Here is a 15,495-nt window from a genome sequence, read left to right on the forward strand (position 1 = left end):
ATCAGGCGGCGGCGCCCAATCTCCACAAGGACGTGACTTCCTTCGAGCGCGCGGCGTAGAGCGGGTCGCTGGGGTCTTTGGCGCGGCTGTGGGTGGGCCGGGTGTCGATGCGTTCGATGACACGCAGGCCGGCGGCGTCGATCATTTCCAGCAACTGTTCGCGGGTGCGCAGGCCCAGGTGCTCGGCCAGGTCCGACAAGATCAGCCAGCCCTCGCCATTGGGCGTCAGGTGCGCCGTCAAACCGTTGAGAAAGCCGCGCAGCATGCGGCTGTCGGGGTCGTACACGGCTTGCTCCAGCGGCGAACTGGGGCGCGCGGGCAGCCACGGCGGGTTGCAGACGACCAGCGACACGCGGCCTTCGGGGAACAGGTCCGCCTCGACCACATCAACCTGCTTGGACAGGCCCAGTCGTTCCAGGTTTTCGCGGGCGCAAGCCAGCGCGCGCGGGTCCAGATCGGTGGCGATGACGCGCTTGCCGCCCCGGCGCGCAATCACGGCGGCCAGCACGCCGGTGCCCGTGCCGATATCAAACGCCACGCTGCCGCGCGGCATCGGCGTGTTCGCCACCAGGTCGACATATTCACCACGCAGCGGCGAAAACACGCCGTAGTGCGGGTGGATGCGGTTGTTCAGGACGGCGATCTCGACGCCTTTCTTGCGCCATTCAAAGGCGCCGATCAGGCCCAGCAATTCGCGCAGCGACGCCACATAGGGTTCGTCGGCCGGGCCGTGGGCTTCTTCGCAGGCCTGGCGCGCATCCGGCGCGCGGCGCAGCGAAATGCCGTGGCCGGCGTCAAACGGAATCAGCAGCATGCCCAGGATGCGGGCGCGTTGGGATTGGATCTGGCGGTGCTGGTTGAAGGCTTCCAGCATGGTCTCGACGGGCTTGCGCGGACGCTTGTCCACGCGCCGGGTCACGGCCAGCAGCAACTGGCGGGCGTTCTGGAAGTCTCCGCGCCACAGCAGGCCGACGCCTTCGCAGGCTTGGCGATAGGCCATGTCGGCGGTCAGCTTGTCGTCCACCACCACCACGCGCTTGGGCGGCGTTGCGCCGGTTTCAGAGCGCCAGCGGGCGGAATGGGAGACGTCGTTTTCTTCCCAGTGCAATTCGGGGGCGCTCAATGTGTCGCTCCGGCAAAGACGGGGGAATGGGTAAGAATCATGGGGACCAATAAAAAAAGATAGGGCGCGGGCTGCCAATGTAGCAGCTTCGCGCCCTGGGGCGGAGCACGGCGCGCCAGGCGCCGTGCGGTCAGATCGGGGGCAGGCCGGGGGCAGACCCGGTCTCAGGCGGGATCAGTGGAACAACACCACCGCCTTCTGCAATGTGATCCAGATGCCCCAGGCCAGCGGAATGCCCACGCAGGCCCAGGCGAACAGCACCAGCGCCATGGGCGTGCGGAAGGTGGACGCGCCCACGCCGTGGGCTTCGGCGGCCACGGCGCGCTCGTGCGCCAGCGCCTTTTCCTGGGCCAGTTCTTCGTCCGTCATGAAGTACTTGGGGTTGACCGGGCGTATCGCCAGATTGCACAGGAAGCCCAGCACCAGCATGCCCGCCAGGATGTACATGGTGATGTCGTACACCTGCGCGCGCGGCACGCCAATCGACAATTGGTATTCGCGGATGTAGTTCACCAGCACCGGGCCAAAGATACCGGCCGCCGACCACGCGGTCAGCAGGCGGCCGTGGATGGCGCCCACCATCTGGGTGCCGAACAGGTCCGCCAGGTAGGCGGGCACCGTGGCGAAACCGCCGCCGTACATGGACAGGATCACGCAGAACGCGGCCACGAACAGGGCCAGCGCGCCGATGTGCGCCGTCCAGGGAATGGCGGCGTACAGCACGAAGCCCAGCACGAAGAAGATCAGATAGGTCATCTTGCGGCCCAGCTTGTCCGACAGGCTGGCCCAGAAAAAGCGGCCACCGATATTGAACAGGCTGAGCAGGCCGGTGAAGCCGGCAGCAATGGCTGCAATGGCGGCCAATTGTTCCTTGTCCAATTGCCCAAAGCCCAGTTCGGGCTTGTTGATCAGCCCGCCGCCAAACACTTCCTGCAGCAAGGGCGAAGCCATGCCCAGAATGCCGATGCCGGCCGTGACGTTCAGGCACAGCACCAGCCACACCAGCCAGAACTGCGGCACGCCCCAGACGCGCTTCACGTGGACGTGGCCCTTGGTGATCATCGCGTTGTTGGCATGCTTGGCCGGCGCGGTCCAGCCTTGCGGCTTCCAGCCCGTGGGCGGCACGCGGTAACCCAGCGCGCCCGACATCATGAACACGAAGTACACCAGCGCCATGGTCAGGAAGGTTTGCCAGACGCCGGCCGAGGTGGGCGTGGCGAAGTGGCGCATCAGCATGTCGGCCAGCGGCGCGCCGATCATCGCGCCGCCGCCGAAGCCCATGATGGCCATGCCGGTAGCCATGCCGCGGCGGTCGGGAAACCATTTGATCAGCGTGCTGACGGGCGAGATATACCCCAGCCCCAGCCCGATGCCGCCAATGACGCCTGACCCCAGCCACAGCATCCACATCTGATGCAGGTACACGCCGATGGCCGAAATGACCAGCCCGCCGCACCAGCACACCGCTGACACTACGCCTGCCTTGCGCGGGCCGGCGCGTTCCAGCCAGCCGCCCCACAGCGCCGCCGAACAACCCAGCAGCACGAAGAACAGCGTGTACATCCAGCCCATGGTGGAAATGCGCCAGTCGCAACTGGTCGTGAACAACTCGGCGGCCAGGCTCATGTCGGCGGGGCAGGCCAGCGGCTGGGCGCCGCCCACCACCTTGGACAGCGGCAACCAGAACACCGAAAAGCCGTAGGCCATGCCGATGCACAAATGGATGGCCAGGGCGGCCGGCGGCACCAGCCAGCGCGAGAAACCCGGCCCGGCGATGGTGCGTTCTTTGTCAAAAAAACCCGGCTTGGCGCCGGGCAAATCCAAGGTGGCGGTGCTTTCCATACAGTCTCCTCTGGGGTGCGGCTTTGTTGCCGCTTTGTTTGTTTTTTGTTTTGCTCGCCCGCTAGCCCACGCGGGGCGCGGGCGTCAGGCGCTGGCGGTTCTGCGTGACCGCTTCCAGCACCAGCGGGTGCAATTGTTCGTCGCCGGCGTCGCCGTCGGGGGTGGCCGCCAGGAAGCCGAGCAGCTCGTTGCGCATGCGCGGTTCCCAGAACTTGTGGATATGGTTGGCCACGCCTTCCAGCGCTTCGTGGCGGTCCGGCATCGCGTCAAAGAATTGGCCGATGCGGTTGGCCATGCGGATCAGGTTGCCGATTTCCATTACGTGTCTAAGTCCAATTCAGGGTCCGATTCTGAGACCGGTTCAAGGTCCGGTTCATGGATCGGTTCAAGGCCCAATTCAAGGCCCGATTCAGGGGATGATTCGTTCAGGGTGGGAATACAGCGTGGCGTCGTCACCGCGCATGAAACCCACCAGGCTGACGTTGGCGTCGTGCGCCAGGCGGATGGCCAGGGCGGTGGGGGCGGACACCGCCGCCAGCACGGCCACGCCGGCTGCCGCCGTCTTCTGCACCATTTCAAAACTGGCGCGGCTGGACACCAGCACGATGCCGTTGCCGGCGTGCATGGCCTGGCGCGCCAGCGCGCCGATCAGCTTGTCCAGCGCGTTGTGGCGGCCCACGTCTTCGCGCACCAGCGCCACCGCGCCATCGGCGCCCGCCCAGCCCGCCGCGTGCGTGGCGCCCGTGATGTCGTGCAGCGCCTGGCGCGCGCGCATGTCGCGCATGGCGTTCAGCACGGCCTGGATGCGCACGGTCGAGCCGTTCGTTACGGGTGCCACCGGGCGCAGCACTTCGGGCAGCGTCTCCACGCCGCACAGGCCGCAGCCGGTGCGTCCGGCCATGGCGCGTCGCCGCGTTTTCAGGCGCACTTCGCAGGCGCTGGATATTTCCACCTGCACCACGATGCCGTCGCACTGCGGCGGCAGCACGTCGATGCCGCGCACATCGCTGACGCTGTCGATGATGCCTTCCGACAACGAAAAGCCCACCGCAAAGTCTTCCAGGTCGGCGGGGCTTGCCAGCATGGTGGCGTGGCTGATGCCGTTGAACTCCAGCGCCACCGGCGTTTCCTCGGCAACGAAGTCAGACTCGGCGGCCGGGGCGATGGCCCCGGCCCGCACGCGCGTAACCTGGGTCGGCGTGCAGTCGGGGCGAGAGGACGGGGGCGTGGGGGCGGTCATGGCATCCAGAGCTGTAGGGCGTTATTTCCCGGTCAGCGCCGCTTCGTTTTCGCGCGATCGCTCGCGCAGCAGCTTTTGCTGGATGTCGGCAAAGCGCGACCATTGGCGCTGCCATTCCGAAGGCTGCGACACGCGCGTGACTTGCACGGCCGTGACCTTGTATTCGGGGCAGTTGGTCGCCCAGTCGGAGGCATCCGTCGTGACGACGTTGGCGCCGGACTCGGGAAAGTGAAACGTGGTGTATACCACGCCCGGTTGCACCCGGTCGGTCAGTGTGGCGCGCAGCACGGTCTCGCCCGCGCGGCTTTGAATGCCCACCCAATCGCCTTCGGCCACGCCACGGTCCTCGGCGTCTTGCGGATGCAGTTCCAGCACGTCTTCGCTATGCCACATGACGTTGGGCGTGCGCCGGGTCTGCGCGCCCACGTTGTATTGCGACAGGATGCGGCCGGTGGTCAGCAGCAGCGGGAAACGGCGCGTGCTGCGTTCATCGGTCGGCACGTACTTGGTGATCATGAACTTGCCCTTGCCGCGCACAAAGGTATCGATGTGCATGATGGGCGTGCCTTCCGGCGCGTCGTCGTTGCACGGCCATTGCAGGCTGCCCAGCTTGTCCAGCTTGTCGTAGCTGACGCCCGCGAATGTCGGTGTCAGCCGCGCGATTTCTTCCATGATCTGGCGCGGGTGCGTGTAGTTCATGGGATAGCCCAGCGCGTTGGACAAGGCCACCGTCACTTCCCAGTCCGACTTGCCGTTCTTGGGCTCCATCACCTTGCGCACGCGCGAGATGCGGCGTTCGGCGTTGGTGAAGGTGCCGTCCTTTTCCAGGAACGACGAACCCGGCAGGAACACGTGCGCGTACTTCGCGGTCTCGTTCAGGAACAGGTCCTGCACCACGATGCATTCCATGGCCGCCAGCGAGGCCGCCACGTGCTGCGTGTTGGGGTCGGACTGCACGATGTCTTCGCCCTGGCAGTACAGGCCCTTGAAGGATCCGCCCAGCGCCGCTTCAAACATGTTCGGTATGCGCAGGCCGGGTTCCGGTTGCAGCGTTACGCCCCAATCCTTTTCGAATTGCGCGCGCACCGTGTTGTCGGAAATGTGGCGGTAGCCGGGCAGCTCATGCGGGAACGAGCCCATGTCGCACGAGCCCTGCACGTTGTTCTGGCCGCGCAGCGGGTTCACGCCCACGCCCTCGCGGCCGACGTTGCCGGTGGCCATGGCCAGGTTGGCAATCGCCATCACGGTGGTGGACCCCTGGCTGTGCTCGGTCACGCCCAGACCGTAATAGATGGACCCGTTGCCGCCGGTGGCGAACAAACGCGCCGCGCCGCGCACGTCTTGCGCCGGCACGCCCGTGATTTCCGCCATGGCTTCGGGCGAATTCTCGGGCAAGGACACGAAGTCGCGCCATTCATTGAAGGCCTTGGTTTCGCAGCGCTCGGCCACGAAGGCGTCATCGATCAGGCCTTCGGTGGCGATCACGTGGGCCAGCGACGACAGCAGCGCGGTGTTGGTGCCCGGCCGTACTTGCAAATGGAAGTCGGCCTTGATGTGCGGCGAGCTGACCAGTTCGATGCGGCGCGGGTCAATCACGATCAGGCGCGCGCCTTCGCGCAGCCGGCGCTTCAGGCGCGAGGCGAATACGGGGTGGCCGCTGCTGGGGTTGGCGCCCATCACGATCACCACGTCGGTATGCATGACGGAGTCAAAGGTTTGCGTGCCGGCGGATTCGCCCAAGGTCTGCTTCAGGCCGTAGCCGGTGGGCGAATGGCAGACGCGCGCGCAGGTGTCCACGTTGTTGGTGCCGAAGGCCGCGCGCACCAATTTTTGCACCAGCCAGGTTTCTTCGTTGGTGCAGCGCGACGACGTAATGCCGCCCACCGCGTCGCGGCCGTACTCGCTTTGGATGCGGCGGAATTCAGAGGCCGCGTAGTTGATGGCCTCGTCCCAGGACACTTCCTTCCAGGAATCGGTGATGTGCTTGCGGATCATGGGTTTCAGCACACGTTCCTTGTGCGTGGCGTAGCCCCATGCAAAGCGGCCCTTCACGCAGGAATGGCCGCGGTTGGCCTGGCCGTCTTTCCAGGGCACCATGCGCACCACTTCCTGGCCTTTCATCTCGGCCTTGAAGCCGCAGCCCACGCCGCAATAGGCGCAGGTGGTCACCACCGAGTGCTCGGCCTGACCCATCATGATGACGGTCTTTTCTTGCAGGGTGGATGTGGGGCAGGCCTGCACGCAGGCGCCGCAGGACACGCATTCGCTATCCAGGAAGGGCTGGTCCTGCCCGGGCGACACGCGCGACTCAAAGCCCTTGCCGGATATCGTCAAGGCGAAGGTGCCCTGCGTTTCTTCGCAGGCGCGCACGCAGCGGTTGCAGACGATGCACTTGGAGGCGTCGTAGCTGAAGTAGGGGTTGGAGTCGTCGACCTTGGCGTCCAGGTGGTTGGCGCCGTTGTAGCCGTAGCGCACGTTGCGCAGGCCCACCACGCCGGCCATGTCCTGCAATTCGCAGTCGCCGTTGGCGGGGCAGGTCAGGCAGTCCAGCGGGTGGTCGGAGATGTACAGCTCCATCACGCCGCGACGCAGTTCGTGCAGCTTGGGTGTTTCGGTAAAGACCACCATGCCGTTTTCCGCCGGCGTGGTGCACGACGCGGGATAGCCGCGCCGGCCTTCGATCTGCACCAGGCACAGGCGGCAGGATCCAAATGGTTCCAGGCTGTCGGTGGCGCACAGCTTGGGGATGTTGATGCCGGCCTCGGCGGCCGCGCGCATCAGGGACGTGCCTTCGGGCACGCGGATTTCCTGGCCGTCGATGGTCAGGGTGACGGTGTTCTCGGATACGCGGGCCGGTGTGCCCAGGTCGCGGTCGCGCTTGATAACGGTTTCCAGCATGGTCGCCTCTCGGGTTCAGGCCGCGTGCGCGGCAGACTGCGAGGACTCGATGCCGAAGTCCTGCGGAAAGTGGTTCAGCGCGGACAGCACGGGGTAGGGCGCCATGCCCCCCAGCGCGCACAGCGAACCGCCCATCATCGTGTCGCACAGGTCGCGCAGCAGATGCACCTGCTGTTCGCGCTGCCGGGCGTCGGCCCCGGGCGCCGCGATCTTGTCGATGGTCTCGACGCCGCGCGTCGAACCTATGCGGCAGGGCGTGCATTTGCCGCAGGATTCAATGGCGCAGAATTCCATCGCGTAGCGCGCCATGCGCGCCATGTCGACGGTGTCGTCAAAAGCCACCAGCCCGCCGTGGCCGATCATGGCCGAGATCTGGATATAGGCCTCGTAGTCCAGCGGCACGTCCCATTGCGATTCGGGCAGATAGGCGCCCAGCGGCCCGCCCACCTGCACGGCGCGCAGGGGCCGCCCCGAGGCGCTGCCGCCGCCGAATTCATAGAGCAGGTCGCGCAGGCTCAGGCCGAAGGCCTTCTCCACCAGCCCGCCTTGCTTCAGGTTGCCCGCCAACTGGAAGGGCAGCGTGCCATGCGAACGGCCCACGCCGTAATCGCGGTAGTAGTTGGCGCCCTTGGCCAGGATGATGGGCACCGTGGCCAGCGAGATCACGTTGTTGATCACGGTGGGCTTGCCGAACAGGCCCGAGATGGCGGGCAGCGGCGGCTTGGCGCGCACCACGCCGCGCTTGCCCTCCAGGCTTTCCAGCAACGAGGTTTCTTCGCCGCAGATGTAGGCGCCCGCGCCCTTGCGCACTTCCAGGTCGAAGCGGCGTCCGCTGCCGTGCACGTCCGCGCCCAGCCAACCCACGCTGCGGGCGCGCGCGATGGCCGCTTCCAGCGTGGCGATGGCGTGCGGATATTCCGAGCGTACGTAGATATAGCCATAGCTTGCGCCCACTGCGAGGCCGGCGATGGTCATGCCTTCGATCAGCACGTAGGGGTCGCCTTCCATCAGCAGGCGGTCGGCGAACGTGCCCGAGTCGCCTTCGTCGGCGTTGCACACGATGTATTTCTGGTCGCTGGGTGTGCCCGCTACCGTCTTCCATTTGATGCCGGTTGGAAACGCCGCGCCGCCACGCCCGCGCAGGCCCGAGGTGACCATTTCGTCAATGATTGCTGCCGGCTCCATCGCCAGCGCCCGCTTCAACCCGGCCAGGCCGCCGTGCGCGGCATAGTCCTGCAAGGACAGCGGGTCGATCACGCCAACGCGGGCGAAGGTCAGGCGTTCCTGGTGTTTCAGGTAGGGGATGTCTTCGGTCAGGCCCAGGCACAGGGGGTGAGAGGCCGTGCGGGTGTTCGTCAGCCAAGCGGCGTCAAACAAACCGGCCACGTCTTCCGGCGCCACCGGGCCGTAGGCCACGCGGCCATCGTGCGTGGTCACTTCCACCAGCGGTTCCAGCCACAACAGCCCGCGCGAGCCGTTGCGCACCACCTGCACGGCCACGCCGCGTTCGTCGGCGATGCGTTCAATTGCTTGGGCCACGGCATCGGCGTCCATGGCCAGCGCCGCGGCGTCGCGCGGCACGTAGATGACGACGGGGGCGCTCATGGCGTGACCTCCGGCGTGCGATCCAAAGCGCGATTCAACGTTTGGTCCAAAGTTCGGTCCGAAGCGCGGTCCAGCGTGCGCGCCAACAGCCGGTCCAGCTTGTCTGGCGTAACGCGGGCATGCGGCTGGCCGTCGATCATGACGGCGGGCGACTGGGCGCACAGCCCCAGGCAGTAGACGGGTTCCAAGGTGAAGTTGCCGTCGGCCGTGCTGGCATGAAAGTCGCAGCCCAGGCGGGCGCGGGCATGCGCCGCCAACGGCTCGCTACCCATGGCCTGACAGGATTCGGCGCGGCAGACTTCCAGCGTGTGGCGCGCGGCCGGCTGGCTGCGAAAGTGCGGGTAGAAGGTGATGACGCCGTGCACTTCAGCGCGGGACAGGTTCAGGGCCTCGGCGATGGTTTGCACCGCCTCGGCCGGAATACAGCCCAATTCATGCTGCACCTCGTGCAGTACCGGCAGCAGGGGGCCGGGCAGGTCTTTCAGCCGCGCAAGAATGCGCGCGGTGGCTGCGATGGCGGGGGTGGCGGATGCCTGGGCGGCGTCCAGCGCCAGTGGGCCGCCGCGGGCGCCGCCGCTGGATGCCAGGTCGGATTTTGCCTCGCGCTGATGCACGGTGATCTCCTCCAATGTTGCGGGCCCCGTTCAGGGGTCTGTGGTTCGGGTCAGGTCCTGATGGCTTTTAATATGTTATTAAAAACATAATAAAAGCCCGGCCGCCGCGTTATTTGTGTACTCTAACCACGTACTTGGCTGTCTTCAATAAGAAAGAAATGACATATAAGTTTCGTATCGGCCTGCGGCCGCAGTGGACCTTGGGCGGGGGTGACGACACGTCGCCCGTGCCTTTGCAAGACATGCTTGCGCTGCTTGCCGCCATTGACGCCACCGGCAATATCTCGGGCGCTTGCCGCGCCTGCGGGCTGTCGTATCGGCATGCCTGGGGCGTGCTGCGCCGGTTCGAAACCACCTTCGGCACCCAGTTGCTGATCACGAATCGGCGCCAGGGCACGCAACTGTCGCCGTTCGCGCAGCGCCTGCTGTGGGCCAACCGCCGCATCGAGGCGCGCTTGATGCCCACGCTGGACAGCATGGCGTCGGAATTACAGGAAGAGCTGGAACGGCTGCTGCCCGAAAGCGGCCCGCATCTGCGGCTGCACGCCAGCCACGGCTTCGCGGTGGAATCGCTGATGCAGCACATGGGCGACCGAAAACCCGGGCTGGAACTGCGTTATCGCACCGCGATCGAGGCGTTGGCCTCGTTGGAGCGCCATGAGTGCGACCTGGCCGGGTTTCAGGTGCCGCTGGGCGATTTTGAGTCGCCCATCATGGAGCGCTATGCGCAGTGGCTGCACGCCGACGACTACCTGCTGATCCATCTGGCCGTGCGCAATACCGGCCTGTTTGTCACGGCCGGCAACCCTAAGCAGATCCGTGGCATGGCCGACCTGGCGCGTCAGGACGTGCGCTTCGTGAACCGCCAGATCGGGTCCAGCACCCGCTACCTGGTGGGTCTGATGCTGCAACGCGCCGGGGTGTCCATCGGCGAGGTCCAGGGCTACGAAACCAATGAATTCACGCACATGGCCATTGCCGCGCACATTGCCAGCGGCATGGCGGACACGGGTGTGGGGGTAGAGACGGCCGCCTGCCGGTTCGGGCTGGACTTCATTCCGCTGGTGCGCGAACGCTACTTCTTCGCCATCCGCAAGTCGTCGCTGGAGACGCCCGCCATGCAGGACCTGCTGTCCATCATGCGCAGCGCCGATTACGTGGGCTATGTGGGGCAACTGGTGGGCTACGACGCCCAGGACACCGGCCGTTTGCAAACCCTGGAAGAGGCTTTCGCGTAGGCGGGGCCGCCCGGACCCTGGCCGCCGATATATGATCGCCCCATGAGCAAAGTGATATTCCTTGCCGATGAGCGGGCCAAGCCCGGGGCTAAGCCCGGGTCCACGCCCGGATCCGACCGCTCGGCCTGGCCCGCGCCGGGCGAGCTGCCGCCGGACGGCCAGCCCGCGCTGGACCAGCGCGCGCGTCCGCTGCGCGATCTGCGTATCTCCGTCACCGACCGCTGCAACTTCCGCTGCACCTACTGCATGCCGCGCGAAGTGTTCGACGCCAGCTATACCTTCATGCCGCATTCGGCGCTGCTGTCCTTTGAGGAAATCAGCCGTCTGGCCGGCATTTTCACGCAGTTGGGCGTGGAAAAAATCCGGCTGACGGGCGGCGAGCCGCTGCTGCGCAAGCACCTGGAAAACCTGGTGGGCCAACTGGCGGCGTTGCGCACGCCGGCAGGCCTTCCGCTGGACCTTACCCTGACGACCAATGGCAGCGTGCTGGCGCGCAAGGCGGCCGATCTGAAAGCGGCCGGACTGACGCGCGTGACCGTCAGCCTGGACGCGTTGGACGCCTCCATGTTCCAGGACATGAGCGACAGCGGCTTCACGCCCGACGACGTGCTGCGCGGCATCGACGCCGCGGCCGAGGCCGGCCTGGCGCCGGTGAAGGTCAACATGGTGGTGCGACGCGGCCTGAACGACGGGCAGATCCTGCCCATGGCCGAACGCTTCCGCCACAGCGGCCACATCCTGCGCTTCATCGAATACATGGACGTGGGCAACACCAACGGCTGGAACCTGACGGAAGTGGTGCCCAGCCAGGAAGTGCTGGACCGTATCGGCGCGGTGTACCCGCTGGAACCCGTGCAGACGGACGACATGGGCCGCGTGGCCGAACGCTGGCGCTATGCCGACGGCGGCGGCGAAATCGGCGTCATTTCCAGCGTCACGCAGGCCTTCTGCGGCGGCTGTACGCGCGCGCGCCTGTCGCCCGAGGGCAAGCTTTATCTGTGCCTGTTCGCGCACGAGGGCTTTGATCTGCGCGCGCCCTTGCGCGATGGCGCAAGCGACGCCGAACTGGCCGCCATCGTGGCGGGCATCTGGGCCGGCCGCCACGACAATTATTCAGAATTGCGCGGCCGCAACATGGCGGACCCCACGCCAACTCCGGGCCGCAAGGTCGAGATGAGCTACATCGGTGGCTGACCAGCCTTTGCCGTTAGCCTCGGCACGCATTGCCGGGTTGATCCTGGCGGGCGGGCAGGGCGCGCGCATGGCCCATCAGGACAAGGGCCTGGTCTTGTTGCACGGCGCGCCCATGGTGGCGCACGTGGCGCGCCGGCTGGCGCCGCAGGTGGGCCGGCTGATCATCAGCGCCAACCGGCATGCCGAACGTTATGCGCAATACGGAACGGTGGTGGCGGACGGCGAGCCCGCGCTGGGCGACTTTCAAGGCCCGCTGGTGGGCGTGGCGGCGGGGTTGGCCGCTGCTTTAAACGCAGGTTCGGCTGTTGCTTCAACTGCTGACGACGACTGGCTGGTAGCCGTGCCGTGCGACACGCCCTTCCTGCCGGCCGATCTGGCGGCGCGGCTGATTGCCGAGGCGGCTTCCGCCCAGGCCCCGCTGGCCTATGCCATGGCAGGCGGCCAACGCCATGCCGCCTGCATGGCGTTGCGCCTATCGCTGCTGCCAGACCTGCGCGCCTATCTGCTGGCGGGCGACCGCAAGGTGGGCTTGTGGCAGGCCCGCGTTGGCGGCGTGGCGGCGTGTTTTGACGACGCGCCAGACGCCTTCATGAACGTGAATACGCCCGAAGAACTGGCAGCTGCTGAACGCTACGTCGGCTTCGCCAGCTAAGTCAGCGACACCGGCTACACCAGCTACGCCAGCCAGTGCCGCATGTCGTAGTAGGGCACGCGGTCGCCGTCATTGACCAACACATCAGCCGGCAAGCGCGCCAGCCCTGTTGCCCAGGGCATGGAACTGATCACCCCCGACCCTTGATGGCCATACGGCACGAGCTCGGCGGTGCCGTCTTTCGCCACGCGGCGCTGCACGCGCAGGAATTCCTCCCGCCCGTCCTGGCGCGGATGGTCGGTGCGCAGCGGCAACAGGTTGACGGGCGGGAAGATGTCTTCGCGGCCTTGCATGCGCCGCACCAGCGGCGATACCAGCATGGCGAAGACCGCATAGGCCGATACCGGATTGCCGGGCAGGCTGACCACGGGCTTGCCGCCGATCTGGGCCAGCGCCACCGGCTTGCCGGGCTTCATGCGGACTTTCCACAGCGATAGCTCGCCGCCCAAGGTAGCCAGGGCGGGCTTGACCAGATCACGTTCGCCCACCGACACCCCGCCCACGCTCAACACCAGATCGCAATCAGCCAGCAAGGTCTTGAACGCGGCCAGCAGTTCTTCTTCGGTGTCGCGCGCATGCAGCACGTGCACGGGGACGGCGCCCAGGCCGCGCGCCAGCGCGGCCAGCATGGGGCCGTTGGAGTTGTAGATCTGTTCCGGCGCGCGCGGCGTGCCGGGCGGCACGAGCTCGTCGCCCGTGGTCAGGATGCCCACGCGCAACCGGCCCATCACCGGCACGGTGGCCAGCCCTTGCGAGGCCAGCAGCGCCACATGCGCGGCTTGCAGCATGGCGCCGGCCGCCAGCAAGGGGGCGCCGGCCATCGTGTCTTCACCCCGGCGGCGAATGTGCTGGCCGGGGGCGGGCGCGCGCGTGATCTCTACCTGGTTGTCGGCTTCGACCGCGTCTTCCTGCATGACGACGGTGTCCGCGCCATCGGGAATCAGGCTACCGGTAAACAGGCGGATGGCGTGGCCGGGCTTGAGCGGCTCGGGCACGTCGCCCGCGTAGCAGCGCTGCTGGATGGGCAGGCGGGCGCCGGCGCGCCAGTCGGCCACGCGCAGCGCGTAGCCGTCCATGGCGCTGTTGTCGGCCGGCGGAATATCCACCGTGGCTTGCAGGTCGGTCGCCAGCACGCGGCCGGCAACCTCATTCAGTTCAATTTCTTCGCGGCGTTGCAGCGGCCCGGCCGCATTGGCCAGCAGGGTCTGGGCGTGATCAAAATCCAGCATGGGTCAGTGGTCTTCTTTTTGGGGCTTGAAGTGCGAAGCGAAGTTGCACGGGCGGTGCCTGCTGTCGAGCTGCTCGCGCAGGATCTGCGCCCAGGCCGTTTCGCAGGCGTTGTTCGAGCCGGGCAGGCAGAAGATCAGCGTCTGGTTGGCCGAGCCCGCGAACGCGCGCGACTGGATCGTGGAGCTGCCGATCTCTGTGTAGGAGATCTGGCGGAACAGTTCGCCAAAGCCGGGTATCTCGCGATCGAGCAGGGGCAGGATCGCCTCGGGCGTGTGGTCGCGATGCGAAAAGCCCGTGCCGCCGGTGGTCAGGATGATCTGCACCTCGGGGTCGGCGATCCAGTCGCTGATGATGCGGCGGATTTGGTAGATGTCGTCGCGGACGATGTCGCGGCGTACGCACTCGTGGCCCGCATGCGCCAGGCTGTGGGCCAGCAGGTTGCCGGAGGTGTCGTCGCCCGCGCTGCGGGTGTCGCTGACCGTCAGCACGGCGCAGGCCAGCGAGACGGGAATTTCTTCGCTCATGGGCGTTCCTTGGTGGGGGCGGTGTCTTCATCCCAGGCGTCGGTACGGTCCTGGTCGGCCTGGCGTTGTTCTACCCAGAAGCTGCGGCCGCCTGCCAGCGTTTCGCGCTTCCAGAAGGGGGCGCGGGTTTTCAGCGCGTCGATGATGTATTCGCAGCCGCGGAAGGCGTCGCCCCGGTGGGCGCTGGCGGCCGCCACGAACACGATCTGCGCGTTGCGCGAGAGCGCGCCCACGCGGTGCACGATGACTGTGCCGTCCAGCTTCCAGCGCTGGCGGGCGGTGTCGGCAATGGCTTCAAGCTCGCGCTCGCACATGCCGGGATAGTGTTCAAGATAGAGCGTGTCGGTGGGTGCATCGGGCGCGTAGTCGCGCACATAGCCCACGAAGGTGACGATGCCGCCTACACCGGACCCGGCGTTTTCACGCAGCGCGGCCGTCAGGGCGGCGGCGTCGAAATCGGCTTCCTGGACGCTGATCATGGCGTTCAACCTCCGGTGACGGGTTCAAACACGGCGACTTCGTCGCCCGGGCGGATCGGCGCCGTCGGCTTGGAGTGGGTTTGGTTGATGGCCAGCTTCAAGCGCGCCGCGGGGGCCAGCTGGGGATACCGTTCGCCCAGCGCGGCCAGCAGTTCGGCGCCGGTGGATTCGCCATCCAGCGGCCAGTCTTCGCCGCGCTTGCCGACCAGTTCGGCCACGCGGGCGAAGTACAGCAGATTAATCGTTGCGCCATTCACCGCTTTTTCCTCCGGCCTTGTACTTAAGGCGTACTTGTTCGACCACGATGCCTTTGTCGGCGGCCTTGCACATGTCGTAGATGGTCAGCGCGGCCACGCTGCACGCCATCATGGCTTCCATTTCCACGCCCGTCTTGTAGCTGGTGCGGCAAGTGGCCTGGATGTCGATGCGATGCGCGGCGTCGTCCAGCGCGAAGTCCACGCCCACGAACGCCAGCGGCAGGCTGTGGCAAAGCGGGATCAGTTCCGCGCAGCGCTTGGCGGCCAGCACGGCGGCCACGCGCGCGGTGTTGAGCACTTCACCCTTGCCCTGGCCCGGCTGCGTCAACAGGCCGTAGGCCACGGCATTCATGCGCACGCTGGCCACGGCGATCGCCACGCGCTCGGTGTCCGACTTGGCGATGACGTCAACCATGCGCACCTGGCCGGCTTCGTCCAGGTGGCTCAGGGAAGGGGGGGAAGATGACATTGGGAATCGGGATCGAGAATTGTTAATGTTTGAAAACTGCCGCGCCAGCGAGCCGGGCGGGGACGTGGTTCCGCCTATGATAGACGAGCCCTAACCAGGGCGCGATAATCGCCATCAACTCGTATCAGGA

Annotated in this window: 15 protein-coding genes; 3 read left to right on the forward strand and 12 right to left on the reverse strand. The window is 66.5% G+C overall.

The window, feature by feature from the left end:
- Position 1: 1 nt before the first annotated feature.
- The 7 genes from CVS48_RS12800 to CVS48_RS12830 all read right to left on the reverse strand — a co-directional run bounded on the left by CVS48_RS12800 (position 2) and on the right by CVS48_RS12830 (position 9,322).
- Positions 2 to 1,123, reverse strand: a complete 1,122-nt coding sequence (locus tag CVS48_RS12800) for a methyltransferase (RefSeq protein ID WP_100854784.1) — start codon at positions 1,121 to 1,123, stop codon at positions 2 to 4.
- 174 nt (positions 1,124 to 1,297) lie between these two features.
- A complete protein-coding gene (locus CVS48_RS12805) occupies positions 1,298 to 2,965 on the reverse strand; it encodes an OFA family MFS transporter (RefSeq protein WP_100854785.1) in 1,668 nt (555 codons plus the stop codon).
- A gap of 61 nt (positions 2,966 to 3,026) precedes the next feature.
- Complete coding sequence (locus CVS48_RS12810; RefSeq protein ID WP_100854786.1) at positions 3,027 to 3,284, reverse strand: formate dehydrogenase subunit delta; 258 nt, start codon at positions 3,282 to 3,284, stop codon at positions 3,027 to 3,029.
- A gap of 90 nt (positions 3,285 to 3,374) precedes the next feature.
- Complete coding sequence (gene fdhD, locus CVS48_RS12815) at positions 3,375 to 4,205, reverse strand: formate dehydrogenase accessory sulfurtransferase FdhD (RefSeq protein WP_100854787.1); 831 nt, start codon at positions 4,203 to 4,205, stop codon at positions 3,375 to 3,377.
- Between the two features lie 21 nt (positions 4,206 to 4,226).
- A complete protein-coding gene (fdhF, locus tag CVS48_RS12820) occupies positions 4,227 to 7,103 on the reverse strand; it encodes a formate dehydrogenase subunit alpha (RefSeq protein WP_100854788.1) in 2,877 nt (958 codons plus the stop codon).
- Positions 7,104 to 7,118: 15 nt separating this feature from the next.
- Positions 7,119 to 8,708 carry a formate dehydrogenase beta subunit gene (locus CVS48_RS12825; RefSeq protein ID WP_100854789.1) on the reverse strand — a complete coding sequence of 530 codons (1,590 nt, stop codon included), beginning with the start codon at positions 8,706 to 8,708 and terminating at the stop codon, positions 7,119 to 7,121.
- On the reverse strand, positions 8,705 to 9,322 hold the full coding sequence (locus CVS48_RS12830) for a formate dehydrogenase subunit gamma (RefSeq protein ID WP_242001291.1): 618 nt from the start codon (positions 9,320 to 9,322) through the stop codon (positions 8,705 to 8,707). The genes CVS48_RS12825 and CVS48_RS12830 overlap by 4 nt, the downstream gene beginning before the upstream one ends.
- A gap of 158 nt (positions 9,323 to 9,480) precedes the next feature.
- Here CVS48_RS12830 and CVS48_RS12835 point away from each other — a divergent pair, with 158 nt between their 5' ends.
- Genes CVS48_RS12835 through mobA form a run of 3 tightly spaced genes read left to right on the forward strand, consistent with a single transcriptional unit; the run spans position 9,481 to position 12,406 of the window.
- Positions 9,481 to 10,560 carry a substrate-binding domain-containing protein gene (locus CVS48_RS12835; RefSeq protein ID WP_100854790.1) on the forward strand — a complete coding sequence of 360 codons (1,080 nt, stop codon included), beginning with the start codon at positions 9,481 to 9,483 and terminating at the stop codon, positions 10,558 to 10,560.
- 42 nt (positions 10,561 to 10,602) lie between these two features.
- Positions 10,603 to 11,754 carry a GTP 3',8-cyclase MoaA gene (gene moaA / locus CVS48_RS12840; protein ID WP_100854791.1) on the forward strand — a complete coding sequence of 384 codons (1,152 nt, stop codon included), beginning with the start codon at positions 10,603 to 10,605 and terminating at the stop codon, positions 11,752 to 11,754.
- Positions 11,747 to 12,406 carry a molybdenum cofactor guanylyltransferase MobA gene (gene mobA / locus CVS48_RS12845; RefSeq protein ID WP_279629471.1) on the forward strand — a complete coding sequence of 220 codons (660 nt, stop codon included), beginning with the start codon at positions 11,747 to 11,749 and terminating at the stop codon, positions 12,404 to 12,406. Before moaA ends, mobA begins: the two co-directional genes overlap by 8 nt.
- A gap of 23 nt (positions 12,407 to 12,429) precedes the next feature.
- Here mobA and CVS48_RS12850 read toward each other — a convergent pair whose 3' ends face one another.
- The 5 genes from CVS48_RS12850 to moaC are packed head-to-tail and all read right to left on the reverse strand — an operon-like array spanning position 12,430 to position 15,365.
- Positions 12,430 to 13,635: a molybdopterin molybdotransferase MoeA gene (locus tag CVS48_RS12850; RefSeq protein WP_100854792.1), complete on the reverse strand. Its 1,206-nt coding sequence runs from the start codon at positions 13,633 to 13,635 to the stop codon at positions 12,430 to 12,432.
- A 3-nt stretch (positions 13,636 to 13,638) separates the two neighbouring features.
- Positions 13,639 to 14,160, reverse strand: coding sequence for a molybdenum cofactor biosynthesis protein B (gene moaB, locus CVS48_RS12855; RefSeq protein WP_100854793.1), 522 nt, complete (start codon positions 14,158 to 14,160; stop codon positions 13,639 to 13,641).
- Complete coding sequence (locus CVS48_RS12860) at positions 14,157 to 14,639, reverse strand: molybdenum cofactor biosynthesis protein MoaE (RefSeq protein WP_167400988.1); 483 nt, start codon at positions 14,637 to 14,639, stop codon at positions 14,157 to 14,159. Before CVS48_RS12860 ends, moaB begins: the two co-directional genes overlap by 4 nt.
- Positions 14,640 to 14,644: 5 nt before the next feature.
- Entirely contained in the window at positions 14,645 to 14,896 is a 252-nt protein-coding gene (locus tag CVS48_RS12865; RefSeq protein ID WP_100854795.1) for a MoaD/ThiS family protein, read from the reverse strand.
- Entirely contained in the window at positions 14,877 to 15,365 is a 489-nt protein-coding gene (gene moaC, locus CVS48_RS12870) for a cyclic pyranopterin monophosphate synthase MoaC (protein WP_100854796.1), read from the reverse strand. The genes CVS48_RS12865 and moaC overlap by 20 nt, the downstream gene beginning before the upstream one ends.
- Positions 15,366 to 15,495 lie beyond the last annotated feature (130 nt).

It is taken from the genome of Achromobacter spanius (genome assembly GCF_002812705.1).
GTDB lineage: Bacteria > Pseudomonadota > Gammaproteobacteria > Burkholderiales > Burkholderiaceae_B > Achromobacter > Achromobacter spanius.

Bases quoted from the DNA above. Each gene is read 5' to 3' on its own strand.
- CVS48_RS12805 (WP_100854785.1), bottom strand. From the start codon at position 2,965: ATGGAAAGCACCGCCACCTTGGATTTGCCCGGCGCCAAGCCGGGTTTT.
- CVS48_RS12810 (WP_100854786.1), bottom strand. From the start codon at position 3,284: ATGGAAATCGGCAACCTGATCCGCATGGCCAACCGCATCGGCCAATTC.
- fdhD (WP_100854787.1), bottom strand. From the start codon at position 4,205: ATGACCGCCCCCACGCCCCCGTCCTCTCGCCCCGACTGCACGCCGACC.
- fdhF (WP_100854788.1), bottom strand. From the start codon at position 7,103: ATGCTGGAAACCGTTATCAAGCGCGACCGCGACCTGGGCACACCGGCC.
- CVS48_RS12825 (WP_100854789.1), bottom strand. From the start codon at position 8,708: ATGAGCGCCCCCGTCGTCATCTACGTGCCGCGCGACGCCGCGGCGCTG.
- CVS48_RS12835 (WP_100854790.1), top strand. From the start codon at position 9,481: ATGACATATAAGTTTCGTATCGGCCTGCGGCCGCAGTGGACCTTGGGC.
- moaA (WP_100854791.1), top strand. From the start codon at position 10,603: ATGAGCAAAGTGATATTCCTTGCCGATGAGCGGGCCAAGCCCGGGGCT.
- CVS48_RS12850 (WP_100854792.1), bottom strand. From the start codon at position 13,635: ATGCTGGATTTTGATCACGCCCAGACCCTGCTGGCCAATGCGGCCGGG.
- moaB (WP_100854793.1), bottom strand. From the start codon at position 14,160: ATGAGCGAAGAAATTCCCGTCTCGCTGGCCTGCGCCGTGCTGACGGTC.
- CVS48_RS12860 (WP_167400988.1), bottom strand. From the start codon at position 14,639: ATGATCAGCGTCCAGGAAGCCGATTTCGACGCCGCCGCCCTGACGGCC.
- moaC (WP_100854796.1), bottom strand. From the start codon at position 15,365: ATGTCATCTTCCCCCCCTTCCCTGAGCCACCTGGACGAAGCCGGCCAG.